This is a genomic window from Sphingobium aquiterrae (assembly GCF_037154135.1).
Taxonomy (GTDB): Bacteria; Pseudomonadota; Alphaproteobacteria; order Sphingomonadales; family Sphingomonadaceae; genus Sphingobium; species Sphingobium aquiterrae.
Genome location: NZ_JBANFL010000010.1, coordinates 46,265 through 61,043, shown reverse-complemented (window position 1 = coordinate 61,043; position 14,779 = coordinate 46,265). Strand labels below are relative to the sequence as shown.

Below are 14,779 nucleotides of genomic sequence, written 5' to 3'. Positions count from 1 at the left end.
CAGTCCTGAGACCTGTATTGACCCAAAGGGTCTGCCGATGCTGCTGATCCATGGCGATGTGCATGTCGTTGGTGCGCGGACGCCGAGCCTGCGCTTGCTCGTCAATGCCATGACGAAGCGCATCGCGATAGGGCGCGACCTCGGGTTCAGCGCCTTGTCCCCGATATTCCCGGAGATGAAGCTGGTTATTATAATGAGAATCAGTTGCATTTATGAGCTTGCGGCGATAGCTGCCCCTGCATTCGAAACCGGGGTGAAAGGGCAAGAAGGAGAATGTTTAATCGTGCTGGATGGCGCCGCGCCATCGTGATGACCTGCCTGGGCATGGCGAGCAGTGCAACGATCGCGCAGGCGCAGCAGGCGCAATCATTGCCCGCGGTGACGGCGGAAGGGGAAGCGGCCGAAGAGCCTTACAGGATGGGCGAAGGGGCGGACAGCGGCACCTCCACCATCGCGCGCCAGCAGATCCAGGCACGCGCGCCCGGATCGGGCGACGTCAACCAGGTGCTGAAGGCGATTCCCACACTCCAGTTCTCCCGTGAGGAGTTCCTTGCGACGCGCGAGTCCATCCAGGACCTGAGGCCATCCGAGATTTCGATCTCCGGCGGCCGCGCCTATGAGAATCTGTTGATGGTGGATGGCATCGGGGCCAACAGCCGAGTGGATTTCACCAACGACAATCCGCTCGACCTGCAGAACACCGCCGGGGCGAGTCCGCAGTCGCTATGGGTCGATTCCAGCCTGGTCGGTGAGATCACGGTGCGCGATTCGAACGTTTCCGCCGCATATGGCGGCTTCACCGGCGGCGTCGTGGATATCAAGACGCGCGATCCGCGGCAGCGCTTCGGCGCGGAGATGCAGGCATCCTATACGGGCGACGGCATCACGCATTTCAACCTGCCCGATGCCTCGCGCGATGCGCTGGGCGGCATCCTGCCGGCCAAGCCGCAGTTCGACAAATGGCGCTTCGGGGGCAGCGTTGACGTTCCGCTCAGCGACAATGCAAGTGCGCTCTTCGCCTATAACCGCTCGCGCGCCGATGTGACCTATTTCCGCAATGCGACCTATGGCGGCAGGTCGTTCGGACAATCGAGCGTGAGCGACAACTATCTCGCCAAGCTGCTCTGGGACCTGGGCGGCGAGCTGACGTTGCGGGCGCAGGGCACCTATTCCCCCTATACTTCCGAGGCGTCCAGCGCGAACGCCATCAACAACCAGGTCAAGTCGAAGGGCGGCGGCGCAAGCGGCAAGATCGAGCTTGCACAGGGTGGCGGCACGCCCTGGTCGGTGGAGGCAAGCTATATCCGCAGCGATACGAGCCGTACCGCGCCGGCCGGCAATTACAGCCTGCCCAGCAATACGCCGACCGGCGGCTTCTGTTCGAGCGCGAGCTGCACCCAGGGCGGTTTCGGCGATATCGACCAGGTGCAGCAGGACGTCACGCTGAAGGGACGGATTGCGCACGATCTCTGGTCGGGCGTGCTGAGCGGCGGCGTCGAATATGATCATGTCCATGCCGAGAAGGAGCGGCTCCAGACCGATCGCGCCTATCTCGGCAGCGTCGTCAGCCCGCTGACGAGCTGTGCCGGCACGGGCGGGCTCGATTGCGTGGAAAACGAATATGCGCTGACCCGCTACCTGGAATATCGCGCCTATGACGCGCGTGCCACGCTGGATAGCGTGTCGGCCTGGGCGCAATATGATCTGACGGCCGGACGCTGGGCGCTGCGTGCCGGCTTGCGCTACGATTATGAGAGTTTCCTGGGCAACAGCAATGTCGCGCCGCGCCTGTCGGCCACCTATTCGCTCCCGTGGCAGGGCTGGAGCGTCACGCTGGGCGCCAATCGCTATTATGGCCGCTCGATGCTTGCCTATGCGTTGCGGGAAGGCATCCCGGACAGTTATACTTATCAGCGGACGGCGACGATCGTCGGCGGCCGCCGGGTCTATTCGGACAACTGGGCTCTCACCTCGGTCACGCGCGCGGCCACCTATTCGCGCAGCAGCCTGGAGACACCCTATTCCGACGAGCTGACGGGCGCCGTCAATGGCCGCGTGCTGGGCGGAACGTTGCGGATCAAGGGCATCTATCGCGATAATAAGGACGAATTCTCCCGTTCGGCGGGCGAGACGCTGACGGCCGTTCTGGAGAATGGCGTGACGCGCACCTATACCAATTATACGATGACCAACGATGGTGGCTCCACCTATCGCGGCGTGTCATTCGAATGGGTGCGCAGCTTCGGCAAGCATAGCCTGTCGTTCAGCGCGAACTATTCCCGTACCAAGACCGATAATGACGATTTCCTGGTTGAAAATGATGAGACCAGCTTTGAGGATGTGCGGGTCCTCTACCAGGGGCAACCCATCGCCGCGATCGATCTGGCCGAGCGCAACCGACGCCTCGACTTCGCTGCGCCGCTGCTGCTCGACCTGACCTGGACCGCGCTCTGGCTCGACGATCGCATCACGACGCAGATCAACCTGCACTATCGCAACGGCTTCGACCGGATCGAGGATGCCGGCACCACGGCCCAATTCGAAGGCGTGCGGTATGACGTGTATGACATGATGCATTACAAGTCGTCCCTGGATACCAACCTGAACGTGACCGCGGAGCTGATCCGATCGAAGCTGGGGACACTTTCCGCGGATGCCCGGATCGCCAACCTGCTGAACCGCATCCCGGCACAGGATGCGATCAACACCAGTCAGCCCTATCAATATGGCAGGAGCGTCTGGTTCGGGCTCAAATATGCCTTTTGAGGCAGGCCGGAAATGGCTTGCCTGTTCTGCCCTGGTTGTTGCGGTGTCGGTCTTCCATGCGTCCTCCGCGCAACCGGAAATCGCGCGGACTGGAACCAGCGATCTGCGCGCGCAATATGCTGGCCCGCCGGAAAGCTGGCCACGGCCCACTTTGGAGGCCGGCGCGGCCTTTGAGGAGTTTGGACCGCTTCCAGCGGCGGCGACCGGTCTTGATCCCCGGCGGGTGGCGCTCGGGCGGACATTGTTCGAAGAGCCGCGCCTGTCGCGATCGGGCCAGATCGCCTGCGCCACATGCCACAATCCCGAACTCGGTTTCGGCGACGGGATCAAGACCTCCTTCGGCCATGACCGGCAGCGGGGCGCAAGGAATGCCCAGTCGCTCTATGCCGTCGCCTGGATGACGCCGCTCTTCTGGGACGGACGCAGTCCCTCGCTTGAGGATCAGGCACATTTCCCGATCACCAGCCCGGTCGAGATGGCCAGCGTCTCGCATCGTGTGGAGCGCTGGATCAACCGCCAGCCCGACTATCGGGCGTTGTTCCAGCCTCTCCAGGGGCATCGCCGGATCGGCATCGCGGACATCGGCGCTGCGATTGCCATCTATGAGCGCACATTGCGGCCGCCGCGCAGCACATGGGACCGTGTTTTCACCGAAGGAACGAAGCTGCTTTCCGATCAGCAGCTTGTGGGCCTGCATCTGTTCCGGACCAAGGCGGGCTGCGCCAACTGCCATAACGGGCCGCTTCTGAGCGATCGGCGTTTCCACAATCTGGGGATCAGCTTCTACGGTCGGTCGCTTCAGGATCTGGGCCGGTACGGCGTTACGCATGACCCGGCCGATGTGGGCTATTTTCGGACCCCGTCCTTGCGCGGGGTGCGCAGAACGGGCCCCTATATGCACAACGGGATTTTCCCGACGCTGGAAGGCCTGGTCAATCTCTACGCAGCGGGCGGCGGGCGCGACCGGACGGCGCAGGCGCAGGGCACATCGGCACCTCCGCCCCGTCCCGACCCATTGCTGCACAAGCGCGATATCAGTGCCGAGGAACGCAAGGCACTGGTCGCCTTTCTTGAAATCCTGTAGGCGGCGTCACGCTTGGGGCCGGTAGCGCATCGGCACCACGAATTCCCGGGTACGCCATGTGGCATCGGTCGGCGCGGGAGGGAAGGGTTCGGCAGCGCGGAGCTGGGCCTGGGCCAGCCGGTCCATCCAACGCATGCCACTGCTGGAAACGACACGGATCAGGCGAAGCCTGCCGCGCCGGTCGAGTTCGAAACCAAGGGTCACGACGCCTTGCGCCCCGCTGCGTGCGAATTCGCGCGGATAGGATTTATGATGTTCCAGCCAGCCATGGACCTGGACGGAATAGGCATCCGTTTCGGTATGCGATGAGGCCAAGAGCGGGACCGAGAGCGGAGCAATATCCGCATCGCGTGATGCAGCCGATCCCTGTATCGCACCGGCTGGCAGCGTTTCGCCCAAGCCCGAAGCGCCGGGAAGCGCAGCCATTGCGGGTAAAGCGCCAGGCATCGCATGCGTGATCGCAACGGATTCATGATCGCGGGGCCGGGGCGGCGGCATATGTTTGAGGACGCTGTCCCGGCGAGCCTGATACTCCGGCGACTGGGAAGATGTTTCGGGCGCAACCGGAGGAGACGATGGCGCGAGCGCGAAGGTCTTCAGGCTGTGCTGATCGTCCTTTCTGAAGGACGAAACCTGCAATGCCATCGCCATCGCCATCAGGATCGCAGCCGTCAGCCCGCTTGATGCACTGAATGACGCTGCTTTCACTATTGACATGCATTCTCATGTGGACGCGCCGTCTGTGCTTGGCAAGGGCATATCCATCCTGCCCCATAGCCGAAGCGCAATGGATCATGCGGTCGAGCAGCGTGAGCCATCACCCGTATATGCACATGATCGTGGCAGGCGTTGGTCTCGCCAGGGATGGAATGCGTTGGATGGGGTTGCGGCCTGATGGCTTACCGCTTGTGGCAGGGCGCGCATGCGATCCCGTTGCCGTCGCGATCCGTTCGGATTCGCGCGATGCCGGCTTGCCGAAGAGCGATGCCGACCATATGGTTCATATATGATTCGTATATACAGGATGATTTATGGGTATCGTCAACATAGAGGATGACCTTCATGAGCAGCTGCGGAAGGCCAGCAAGGCGTCCTATCGGTCCATCAACGCCCAGGCGGCATTCTGGATCAGGATCGGGATGCTCTGCGAGTTGAACCCCCAGCTCACATTCCAGCAGATCGTTGTTCGTGAGCTCAAGGCGGCCGGTGTCGATCCTGTCGGTGTCGGTGTCGGTGTCGGTGTCGGTGTCGGTGTCGGTGTCGGTGTCGGTGTTGCTGATGTCGGTGTTGCCGTCCCATGATCAAATCGCCCGCCGAGGTTGAGCTCATGGCCGAATCCGGCCGTCTTCTGGCGTCCATATTCTCCTATCTCGACGGCCAGGCGCTGGCTGGCCGGACGACGATGCAGGTCAACGACCTCGTGGAAGATTTGATCGTCGATCAGCTTGGCGCGCGGCCCGCCAGCAAAGGCCAATATGGCTATGGGTTCGTTCTGAACTGTTCGAGAAATGAAGTCGTGTGCCACGGCGTCCCTTCCACCGAGGACATGTTGCGGGACGGCGATATCGTCAATTTCGACATCACGCTGGAAAAGAACGGATATATTGCCGATTCCAGCAAGACCTTCCTCATCGGCAACGTCGCGCCCGCAGCACGGCGGCTGGTACGGACGACCTATGACGCGATGTGGAAAGGCATTCTCGCCGTTCGGCCCGGGGCCCGGCTGGGCGACATCGGCCACGCCATCGAGCGCCATGCCAAGCGCGCCGGCTATTCGATCGTGCGGGACTATTGCGGGCATGGCATCGGACGGGAAATGCACGAAGAACCGCAGGTGCTGCATTTCGGCAAGCCCGGAACCGGTCTGACGCTCAGGGAGGGCATGGTCTTCACGATCGAGCCGATGGTGAATCAGGGCCGCAGGATGGTTCGAACCGAAGACGATGGATGGACCGTCGTTACGGTGGACGGGAAATTGTCCGCTCAATTCGAGCACACTGTCGCGGTGACTCGAGACGGTGTTCGCGTCTTGACGCTGCGACCGGACGAGGCTCCTCCATCGCGCGCGTGAAGGCGCGGCACCAGCGCCCGGTCGATCCACGTCGGGATCAAGCAAAATGAGAGTCATGGGACGTCCGGACTATCTGAATTTTCGGATGGACTGGTGCGCAATGGCCACAACTTTAATAGAATTTATCCTTTGAAACAAAAAGTTACTTATCAACAAAAATGATAGACTATAGGCCGCACCCTTAACGGCGCAGCAGATATTGCGCATTCGTGATCTGAAAGGGATATCATGTTGGACTATCGGACCCGCCTTCTGCTTTCGGCAGCGATCACCTGCCTTCCTTTGGTTTCCCCGGCAAAAGCGCAGGTCGAAGCCGCGGGCGTGGCGAGTGAGGATGGAGACGCCATCGTGGTCACGGGCACGCGCGCGGCAGGCCGCACCCGGCTCGATTCGGTGGCGCCGGTGGACGTGCTTTCCGGCGATGCGCTCCGCCGCCAGGGCACGAGTGAATTGGCCGCCGCGCTTTCGGCGGTGACGCCGTCCATCGATTTTCCCCGCTCCGCCGCTGTTGACGGCACGGATTCGGTTCGTCCGGCTACCCTTCGCGGCCTTTCCCCCGATCAAACGCTGGTGCTGATCAATGGCACGCGCGCGCATCCGTCGGCCTTGCTCAACGTGAACGGTTCGGTCGGGCGTGGCGCCGCCGCTGTCGACCTCAACACCATCCCCAGCGTCGCGCTGGACCGGATCGAAGTGCTGCGCGACGGCGCATCCGCGCAATATGGGTCCGATGCGATCGCGGGCGTCGTCAATCTGCGCCTGCGTGAAGCCCGCAGTGGCGGTGGGGGATCGGTCAGCTATGGCCAATATGTGACGGATGTCGATGCCGCCCTCTCTTCTCGCGACGAACGCGATGGCGAGTCCGTGACCGTCTCGGCCTGGCAGGGCATTGCGCTGGGTGCCGAGGGCTTCCTGACGTTGAGCGGCGAATATGTGAACCGTAATCCGACCAGTCGCGGCGACATCGACCCGCGTGCCACCCCCGCGGTCCTGCGCTCGCGCTTCGGCGATCCCGACGTCGAGCAATATAGCTTTTACGCCAATGCCGCGCATCCGGTGGGCGATGGCTGGGAAGTCTACGGCTTTGGCGGCTACCAGCATCGCGACAGCGTCAGCGCCGCCTTCCCGCGCGTGCCGGGCAACGTCAACAATGTCGCCTCGATCTATCCCGACGGCTTCCTGCCGCTGATCGGCGTGAAGTCCAACGACCTGACCGCCGCTGCCGGCCTGCGCGGCGAATTGTCGGGCTGGAACGTCGATCTCAACGTGTCCTACGGCCGCAACAAGCTCGATTTCCGCACCTTTGACAGCCTGAACGCGACCTATGGCACCAATTCCCAGACCTCCTTCGATGCGGGGGCATTGATCTACGATCAGGTCGTTGCCGGGCTGGATGTCAGCAAGGAACTGCCGCTTGGCGACGGTTCGCTCAATGTCGCATGGGGATGGGAATTCCGCCGCGAGGGCTACAAGGTCGAGGCCGGTGAAGCATCGTCCTATGATCGCGGCCCACTCGGTTCCAACGCGAGCCTGGGTAGCGGCGCACAGGGCTTCCCCGGCTTCCAGCCTTCCAACGAAGTCGAGGCGCATCGCGAGAATGTCGGCGTTTATCTCGATCTGGAAGCGAAGCTGTCGGATCGCTTCACCATCGGCGCAGCGGTGCGTGGCGAAGGCTATTCGGACTTCGGCACCCTCGCGACCGGAAAGATATCGGCCCGTTATGACGTGACGCCATGGCTGGCGCTGCGCGGCGCGGCCTCGACAGGTTTCCGTGCGCCATCGCTCCAGCAGCAATATTTCACGTCGACGGCATCGGTCTTTGTCGCGCCGAACATTGTCGAAACCGGCACTTTCCCGTCGATCAGCCCGATAGCGACCGCATTGGGCGGCTTGCCGCTGGAGCCGGAAAAGTCCCGCAACTTCTCCGCCGGCACGGTGATCCGCGCGGGCGGGTTCGATCTGACCGTCGATGCCTATCATATCCGTGTCCGCAACCAATTGGGCCTCTCGGAGAATATCCAGAACAGCTTCAGCCCGCAGGTCGCGGCGATCCTGGCGCCTTATGGCGTTTCGGCCGCGCGCTTCTTCGTCAACGGGATCACGTCGACGACCAGGGGGATCGACGTGGTCGGGCATTATCGGGTGAAGACAACGGGCGTGGGCACGTTCGACCTGACCGCCGCAGCCAACTTCAATGACATCAAGGTCAACAAGGTCCCGACATCGACTGCGGTCACGCTGTCGCCGGTGCCGACATTGTTCTCCCGCCAGCGCGTCATCAGCATCGAACAGGGGACGCCGCGCACGAAGGTGGTGGGTTCGGTCGACTGGACGCTCGACGCGTTCAGCGCGACCGCGCGCGCCACTTATTATGGCGATGTCACGCAGCCTGGCACAACGGCCGCGACCGATATCCATAGCGGCAAGAAGACCATCTTCGATCTGGAAACCCGCTATCAGTTGACGCCGCGGCTTGGGCTGGCGCTGGGCGCGAACAACCTGTTCGACACCTATCCCGATCGGGTGCCCGCCTCGCTCAACAGCTCCGGCGTCGTGGCCTTCCCCTATTATTCGCCATTCGGCTTCAACGGCCGCTACCTCTATGGGCGGATCAATCTGAGCTGGTAAATGGCATGATTGGGTAACGCACCCATAACTGAGCGCGACAGGGGGCAGGCCGTTACCTTATGGCTTGCCCCCTGTCAGTTCTCGAAATGAACGCACGACCTATGCGGGGCGATACGGCCCCTTCGCGCCAAAACACGCCCTTTGATCAGTCATCGCCATAAGGCCAGCCGCCATCATGGGTGCGGGCCTCGGCTTCCATATCCTCCTGCATCTGTTCGATGATATCGCCGTAGCGGTCCTCGATGACCGGCATCGGCGGCTCCTCGCCAAGACCTTCGTCCAACGGATCGAGGAACCGTAGTCGCCCGGCCCATTGGCGCTGGATTTCCTCCACGGCTTTCTCGACGATCTCGACGGCCTGGCTGACGAGATGGCCTTCCACGCCATGGATGCGAAAGAACCCCGGCAGCACCGGAAGATGCCTGAGCGGCAGGCGGTAGATTTCCGTTTCTCCGTTACCGGCCCGATCGCGCTTCACGATCTCCGTTCGATCGAATGGCTCGAACACTTGTGCGAAGACATCCTTCAGGCGCTTTTCCGTTATCTTGGCGGAGCCATAGTGCGGCAACGGCCACTTGCCGATGATCCGCCAGTCCGTGACATTGAGGCAGGGCCGTACCGGCGCACCACCGCGCAGCCTTTTTCCATTCAGATAGGCGAGCCGCTCCTCTGGGTCGATGGAATAGCCGATTTTCAGGAGATGCAGGCGATCGTGATCGAATGCCCACTCCTGAAGATCATCTCGCTCATCGCGATATAGACATATACACCGTCAAAGGGCTGAACATCCCAGTTGAAGTCGAAATCCATGCCACCTGCTCCATCACATGGTTCCATAATATAAAGCGCCTACCGCGTCAGCGCGAGCCGGATGTCGGCAATAGCCGGGAGTCCGCCGGTAAGCGGTCGTCCATCCATCGCCCCTGCTATAAGAGCGGACCCGAATGGATGGCCGCTTCCGGGAAAAGGAAATGGGCAGCCGGCTGTCCTGGATGGTGGAGGGTTTCGGGTTCTCCAGCATAGGAAACCTTCCATGCAGGAACCCGCGGCCCCAGGCTTGTCCGCCGGAGCATCGTGACGATCGCGATGCCGTGCCGTGTCGACCCGATCGAGTTGGGAATCGCGCCGGGGGGCATTCTCCGCTCAGGACGATGTCGAACTGCCATGCGACCTTCGAGCCGGCCATATGGGCTCCCTCGAAGGCGGCCTTGAAGGCATCAATTCCAGCCTGCGGCGTCAGGCCAGCCCGGCCCTTCGGCCAGGCTTCGCCCAAGGGGGTGCTGGACGATTTTGGCCTTTCCGGCATAGAAAAGCCCAGCTAAGTCCTTGGACTTGCTGGGCTTTCCATGGTGGGCGTGGCAAGGATTGAACTTGCGACCCCTGCGATGTCAACACAGTGCTCTACCACTGAGCTACACGCCCACGGGGAAGCGAGCCATTAGCGGGGGTGATGGCCCCTTGCAAGCGGGAATCTGCGCTTGCATCGTTATAAGGTAGACAGGGGCGAACCGCGCCATAATCTTCAACGCCCAAGGGGGGCCGGAAACAGGCATGATCAGCGATACGTCACCCATCCAGACCACGCCGGTGCTGCCCTGGTATCGGCAGCTTTATGTGCAGGTGTTGATCGCGATCGCGCTGGGCGTGTTCGTCGGCCATGTCTGGCCGCAGACCGGGGCGTCGCTCAAGCCGCTGGGCGACGCGTTCATCAAGCTGGTGAAGATGATCATCGCGCCGGTCATTTTCCTCACCATCGTCACCGGCATCGCCGGCATGCGGGAGGTGGGGACGATCGGCCGGGTCGCGGCCAAGGCCTTTGCCTATTTCCTGACCTTCTCGACGCTGGCGCTGCTGCTGGGGTTGCTGGTCGCCAATATCGCGCAGCCCGGCGCGGGGCTCAACATCGATCCCGCCACGCTCGATGGCGCGAAGATGGCCGGCTATGTCCATCAGGCGCAGGAACGCACGCTGACCGCCTTCCTGCTGGAGGTGATTCCCGACACGCTGGTTTCGGCGGTGGCGGATGGCAACATCCTGCAGGTGCTGTTCGTGGCCGTGCTCTTCGGCATCGCGATGACGCTGATCGGCGAGCGGGGCAAGGCCCTGATGGACGTGCTCGAATCGGCCAGCCATGCGGTCTTCCGCCTCGTCTCCATCCTCATGAAGGCCGCGCCCATCGGGGCCTTTGGCGCCATGGCCTTCACCATCGGCGAATATGGCGTGGGGACGCTCGCCAATCTGGTGGCGCTGGTGCTGACCTTCTACCTCACGTCGCTGCTGTTCGTGCTGGGGGTGCTGGGCGTGGTGGGCTGGTTCGCCGGCTTCAATATCCTCAAGCTCATCCGCTATCTGAAGGCGGAGCTGCTGCTGGTGCTGGGCACGTCCTCGTCCGAGGCGGCGCTGCCCAGTCTGATCGAGAAGATGGGGCGGGCGGGGTGCCGCAAGTCGATCGTCGGCCTGGTCGTGCCCACGGGCTACAGCTTCAACCTGGATGGCACCAATATCTACATGACGCTGGCGGCGCTGTTCATCGCGCAGGCGTGCAATGTCCACCTGACGCTGGAGCAGGAGATCCTGCTGCTGCTGGTGGCGATGGTCAGTTCGAAGGGGGCGGCGGGGGTGACGGGCGCGGGCTTCATCACGCTGGCGGCTACGCTTTCCATCGTGCCCTCCGTGCCGGTGGCGGGCATGGCGTTGATCCTGGGCGTCGACCGCTTCATGAGCGAATGCCGCAGCCTGACCAACTTCATCGGCAATGCCGTGGCGACGATCGTCGTGTCGGCATGGGAAGGCGGGCTGGATCGCCAGCGGTTGAACGCGGCGATGGCGGGCATCCCGCTCGATCCGACGCCGGACATGGAGGAAATCATCCCGGACTGAATGTTCGCGGCGGTTTGCCGGGGGCAGGGGCGTGGACCGGGCGGCCCACGGCGCATCCGTGGGTGTTCAGTTGAGGCCGGTGGCGCTGCTCGTGTCGAAGATGCGGTCCACTTCCATCACCAGGTCGCGCAGGTGGAACGGCTTGGAGAGCACCTTTGCCTGCGGCACGGCCTTGCCCGCCTTCAGCGTGACGGCGGCAAAGCCGGTGATGAACATCACGCGCATGTTCGGCGCGACGGTCGCTGCATGCTGCGCCAGTTCGATGCCGTCCATTTCCGGCATGACGATGTCGGTCAGCAGCAGATCGAAATGATCGGTTTCGATGAGCGGCACGGCGGCGGTGCCGCGGTCGACCGCGACAACCTCATAACCGGATTTTTCGAGCGCACGCGTCAGATACTGGCGCATTGCCTCATCATCTTCCGCCAACAGGATACGGATCATTTCCGCCTCTATATATCTTTTCTTGTTCCGACCCGCCGCACCATGGCCATGCAATCCGCTCTCGCGATGCACCATGGGAGGTGACAGGAAGTCAGTGCTTATGCGACAAGGGTTTAATATTTTCCAGCCACCCGACCGATTTTCCCGAATCGGGCGGCGAAAGGATGCGTGATTGGACGATCTTGCCCCGCTTTCCCGCCAGCCCCTGGAGCGGACGGTCGCCTTCGACCGCTATGGCGCGCAGGCGGGCAAGGGCGGCGTCATTCTCTCCGTCCCCCATGCCGGGCGGGCCTATTCGGCGGCCTTGCTGGCCCGGGCGCGGGTGCAGCCATCGGTGCTGCAGCGGCTGGAGGATCGCCATGCCGACCTGCTCGTGCATGATGCGATCGCGCAGGGCTTTCCGGTGCTGGTGGCGCAAGCGCCGCGCGCCTTCATCGACCTGAACCGCCATGAGCGGGAGATCGACCCGGCAAGCGTGCGCGGGGCGCCCCATGGGCATGGCTTTGTCGCCAGCGCCAAGCTGCGCGGCGGCCTGGGCCTCATCCCGCAGCGGTTGCCCGGTGTCGGCGACCTGTGGATCGGGGCGCTGGAATGGGCGGATGTGGAGCAGCGGGTGGAAAGCTGCCACCGGCCCTATCATGCCGCGATCGCGGCGATGATGCGCGAGGCGCGCGATCGCCATGGCCACGCCATCCTGATCGACGTGCATTCCATGCCGCCGCTGCCGGCCGGCGCGGATCGTCGGCCGCCGCAGATCGTGGTGGGGGACCTGTTCGGCCGCAGCGCCTCGCCCAGGCTCTCCGCGCTGGTGACGGACCTGTGCGCGGGCCGGGGCATCGCGGTGGCGCAGAACCATCCCTATGCCGGCCATTATCTGGTCGAGCGGCATGGCCGGCCGGAGCGTGAGATGCACGCGCTGCAGATCGAGATCGACCGGAGCCTCTATCTCGACATCGCCCACGACCGGATCACGCCGGGGCTGGTCCGGATGCGCGCGCTGATCGCCGATATCGCGACGGCGCTGGCCGATGAACTGCCCGGCGAGGACTATGCGCTGGCGGCCGAATAAGCCGCGTCGGCATAACCTATACGCCTGAGGCATAACCTATACGCCTGATCTTCCCCATGAAAAATGTCCGCTGTCAAGCCTTTGATGCGGACAGGCAGCAACATGAAAGGTCTTGTGGGGCAATAGGTTAGGCCAAAAATCGACCGTTGCGCGCTCCTACTGCTTTTTAGGCTAGGTGCCACATAGGCGCTTTGCGGTGGCAAGTGTAGGGGCACTCCGGCGAGCCGGGGCGCATCGCTGTTGTAGCTTCTAGCCTGGTGCAATCCACTCCAAAAGCGAAAGCGCAGCCCGTAGGCTGCGCTTTCGTCGTGATGAACCAACAAAATCAGGCCTGTTTCGGTTGCACGGCCTTCGCCGCCGCCACTGCTCCTTTCCTGAATCCTCGATCCCCAGCCATGAACGCCTCCAGCATGTGCGGGATGAGCGTCGCAGCATCGACCGCCTCGCCGTAGGTCTGCGCGTGCAGCGCGGCGTAGCGGTCGAGGTCGGCCCGCAGGCTGGCCGGACACGCGAAGGTCAGCTTCGTGGACTCCAGTTTCGGCAGTGGCCCGAGCCGCAGCTTCTTGCCCGTGCTCATCGCATCGCCCCCCTGTTGAAGAACATCGGCTGGTACGGTCGCAGCACCAGGTCACGCTTGACGATGATCCGCACCGGCAGGCCCGGCCGCTCGGTCAAGGTCGGCTGGATGTTCATGTTGCGCCGGGTCATCTCCTGGCCGACCTGATTGATGCTGTCCTGCGCGCTGTCGCGCCCCGCGATCACGATGCGGTTGCCGTCCTGCCGGTTCTCCGGCGCGGCCAACTCGGCACCCACGCCCAGTAGCGTCGTCAGCGCCGCGCCGGCGACGATGCGGCTCCAGTGGTAGTCCACGCCATCTTCGAGGCCGGAATAGCCGGCCGGGTCGGTGCCCACAAGGTTGTCGATGGTCAGCGAAGACGTGTCCGGCAGGATGATCCGGTTCCACACCACCTGCACGCGACTCTGCCCGTAGCTGACCTGGCTGTTGTATTTGCCCATGATGCGCGAGCCTTGCGGGATCAGCAGGAACTTGCCTGTGGCCGAGTCATAGACCGGCTCCGTCACCGTGGCGATCACGTCGCCCGGCAAGTCCGACTTGATGCCCGTGACGAGCGCCCCGGCGATCACCGTGCCAGCCATGACCTGATACGGCGATGCCGGCATTTGCAGGTTGCCGGAATTGCGGGTTTCCGTAGAACCGCCTTTCAGGAACGCCTCCTTCTGGTCTTGCCGGTTCTGCGTGGCGGTCGGGTCGGCGGGCTGGGCCGCTGTCGAGGCCGGCCCGGCCGCCAGCGGGTCGAAGGCGCTGCCCGGCGCAGCCGCAGGGGTTTGGGCCGTGGCTGGCGCTGCGGCCTTGCCCTGCTGGCCCGAGCGGAAGAACACCGATGAGGCCGCCGCGGCGTCGGCCTCCTTGCGCAAGGCGTCCTCTGGGTCGTGGCCGGGCGGCGCATAGGTCGGCGTTACCGGCTGCTGCGAGGCCACGATGGCGGGGCCAAGGTCGCCCGGCAGCGGCGGCCCCAGCTCGGGCACCTTCTGCGGCAGCTTCGAGTAGTCCGAAGGCAGGCCGTCCAGCCCTTCGGACTTGCTCACGCGATCGACGTTGTAAAGCTCGGTCTGCTCGCCCGCGCCCCGCCGGTGCGGCTGCAATGACCAGATAGTCGCACCCAGCACGGCGACCGACAGGCCGCCCATGAGCATCGCCAGCGTGCGCCGGTTCAGGCGAGTGACCGGGCGCGGCTGGGCGCGCAGCGCCACCGCCTCGGGCGCGACCTTGCCCGCCTGCGGCGCGGCACGGTCGGGGGTGTCGTCCTTGCTCATG

The 14,779-nt window shown here is 63.4% G+C and carries 13 protein-coding genes, 1 tRNA gene and 1 pseudogene; 9 read left to right on the top strand and 6 right to left on the bottom strand.

Features of this window, described 5'->3' with window-relative positions; translation table 11 throughout:
* Nucleotides 1-37 precede the first annotated feature (37 nt).
* The 3 genes from WFP78_RS12280 to WFP78_RS12270 are packed head-to-tail and all read left to right on the top strand — an operon-like array spanning nucleotide 38 to nucleotide 3,850.
* Complete coding sequence (locus WFP78_RS12280) at nucleotides 38-310, top strand: hypothetical protein (protein WP_336962502.1); 273 nt, start codon at nucleotides 38-40, stop codon at nucleotides 308-310.
* Nucleotides 274-2,766: a TonB-dependent receptor plug domain-containing protein gene (locus WFP78_RS12275; RefSeq protein WP_336962499.1), complete on the top strand. Its 2,493-nt coding sequence runs from the start codon at nucleotides 274-276 to the stop codon at nucleotides 2,764-2,766. The genes WFP78_RS12280 and WFP78_RS12275 overlap by 37 nt, the downstream gene beginning before the upstream one ends.
* Nucleotides 2,756-3,850: a cytochrome-c peroxidase gene (locus WFP78_RS12270; protein ID WP_336962497.1), complete on the top strand. Its 1,095-nt coding sequence runs from the start codon at nucleotides 2,756-2,758 to the stop codon at nucleotides 3,848-3,850. The genes WFP78_RS12275 and WFP78_RS12270 overlap by 11 nt, the downstream gene beginning before the upstream one ends.
* Before the next feature lie 6 nt (nucleotides 3,851-3,856).
* Here the strand turns inward: WFP78_RS12270 and WFP78_RS12265 are convergent, their stop codons facing one another.
* Entirely contained in the window at nucleotides 3,857-4,507 is a 651-nt protein-coding gene (locus WFP78_RS12265) for an energy transducer TonB (protein WP_336962495.1), read from the bottom strand.
* 374 nt (nucleotides 4,508-4,881) lie between these two features.
* Here WFP78_RS12265 and WFP78_RS12260 point away from each other — a divergent pair.
* The 3 genes and pseudogenes from WFP78_RS12260 to WFP78_RS12250 all read left to right on the top strand — a co-directional run.
* Nucleotides 4,882-5,082: pseudogene (locus WFP78_RS12260) on the top strand (ParD-like family protein); the annotation flags it as partial.
* Between the two features lie 65 nt (nucleotides 5,083-5,147).
* Nucleotides 5,148-5,921 (top strand): type I methionyl aminopeptidase, encoded by a 774-nt coding sequence (gene map / locus WFP78_RS12255; RefSeq protein WP_336962492.1) that lies wholly within the window; start codon nucleotides 5,148-5,150, stop codon nucleotides 5,919-5,921.
* Between the two features lie 228 nt (nucleotides 5,922-6,149).
* A complete protein-coding gene (locus WFP78_RS12250; protein WP_336962489.1) occupies nucleotides 6,150-8,549 on the top strand; it encodes a TonB-dependent receptor plug domain-containing protein in 2,400 nt (799 codons plus the stop codon).
* A gap of 145 nt (nucleotides 8,550-8,694) precedes the next feature.
* Here the strand turns inward: WFP78_RS12250 and WFP78_RS12245 are convergent, their stop codons facing one another.
* Nucleotides 8,695-8,961: a hypothetical protein gene (locus tag WFP78_RS12245; protein WP_336962486.1), complete on the bottom strand. Its 267-nt coding sequence runs from the start codon at nucleotides 8,959-8,961 to the stop codon at nucleotides 8,695-8,697.
* A gap of 6 nt (nucleotides 8,962-8,967) precedes the next feature.
* Here WFP78_RS12245 and WFP78_RS12240 point away from each other — a divergent pair, with 6 nt between their 5' ends.
* The gene (locus WFP78_RS12240) at nucleotides 8,968-9,309 is read left to right on the top strand and encodes a hypothetical protein (protein ID WP_336962483.1); all 342 of its coding nucleotides are present in this window, start codon (nucleotides 8,968-8,970) and stop codon (nucleotides 9,307-9,309) included.
* A 587-nt stretch (nucleotides 9,310-9,896) separates the two neighbouring features.
* Here the strand turns inward: WFP78_RS12240 and WFP78_RS12235 are convergent.
* Nucleotides 9,897-9,971: transfer RNA gene (locus tag WFP78_RS12235), tRNA-Val, on the bottom strand.
* 129 nt (nucleotides 9,972-10,100) lie between these two features.
* Between WFP78_RS12235 and WFP78_RS12230 the strand changes: the two genes are divergently transcribed.
* Nucleotides 10,101-11,429: a dicarboxylate/amino acid:cation symporter gene (locus WFP78_RS12230; protein ID WP_336962480.1), complete on the top strand. Its 1,329-nt coding sequence runs from the start codon at nucleotides 10,101-10,103 to the stop codon at nucleotides 11,427-11,429.
* Between the two features lie 66 nt (nucleotides 11,430-11,495).
* Here WFP78_RS12230 and cpdR read toward each other — a convergent pair whose 3' ends face one another.
* Nucleotides 11,496-11,873 (bottom strand): cell cycle two-component system response regulator CpdR, encoded by a 378-nt coding sequence (gene cpdR / locus WFP78_RS12225; protein WP_336962477.1) that lies wholly within the window; start codon nucleotides 11,871-11,873, stop codon nucleotides 11,496-11,498.
* 172 nt (nucleotides 11,874-12,045) lie between these two features.
* On the opposite strand from cpdR, the gene WFP78_RS12220 reads away from it, so the two are divergent.
* A complete protein-coding gene (locus WFP78_RS12220; RefSeq protein ID WP_419722959.1) occupies nucleotides 12,046-12,942 on the top strand; it encodes an N-formylglutamate amidohydrolase in 897 nt (298 codons plus the stop codon).
* Nucleotides 12,943-13,267: 325 nt separating this feature from the next.
* On the opposite strand, the gene WFP78_RS12215 is transcribed toward WFP78_RS12220, so the two are convergent.
* Nucleotides 13,268-13,519, bottom strand: a complete 252-nt coding sequence (locus tag WFP78_RS12215) for a DUF2274 domain-containing protein (RefSeq protein WP_024100052.1) — start codon at nucleotides 13,517-13,519, stop codon at nucleotides 13,268-13,270.
* The gene (locus tag WFP78_RS12210) at nucleotides 13,516-14,778 is read right to left on the bottom strand and encodes a TraB/TrbI/VirB10 family type IV secretion system protein (protein WP_024100053.1); all 1,263 of its coding nucleotides are present in this window, start codon (nucleotides 14,776-14,778) and stop codon (nucleotides 13,516-13,518) included. Before WFP78_RS12210 ends, WFP78_RS12215 begins: the two co-directional genes overlap by 4 nt.
* Nucleotide 14,779: the final 1 nt, after the last annotated feature.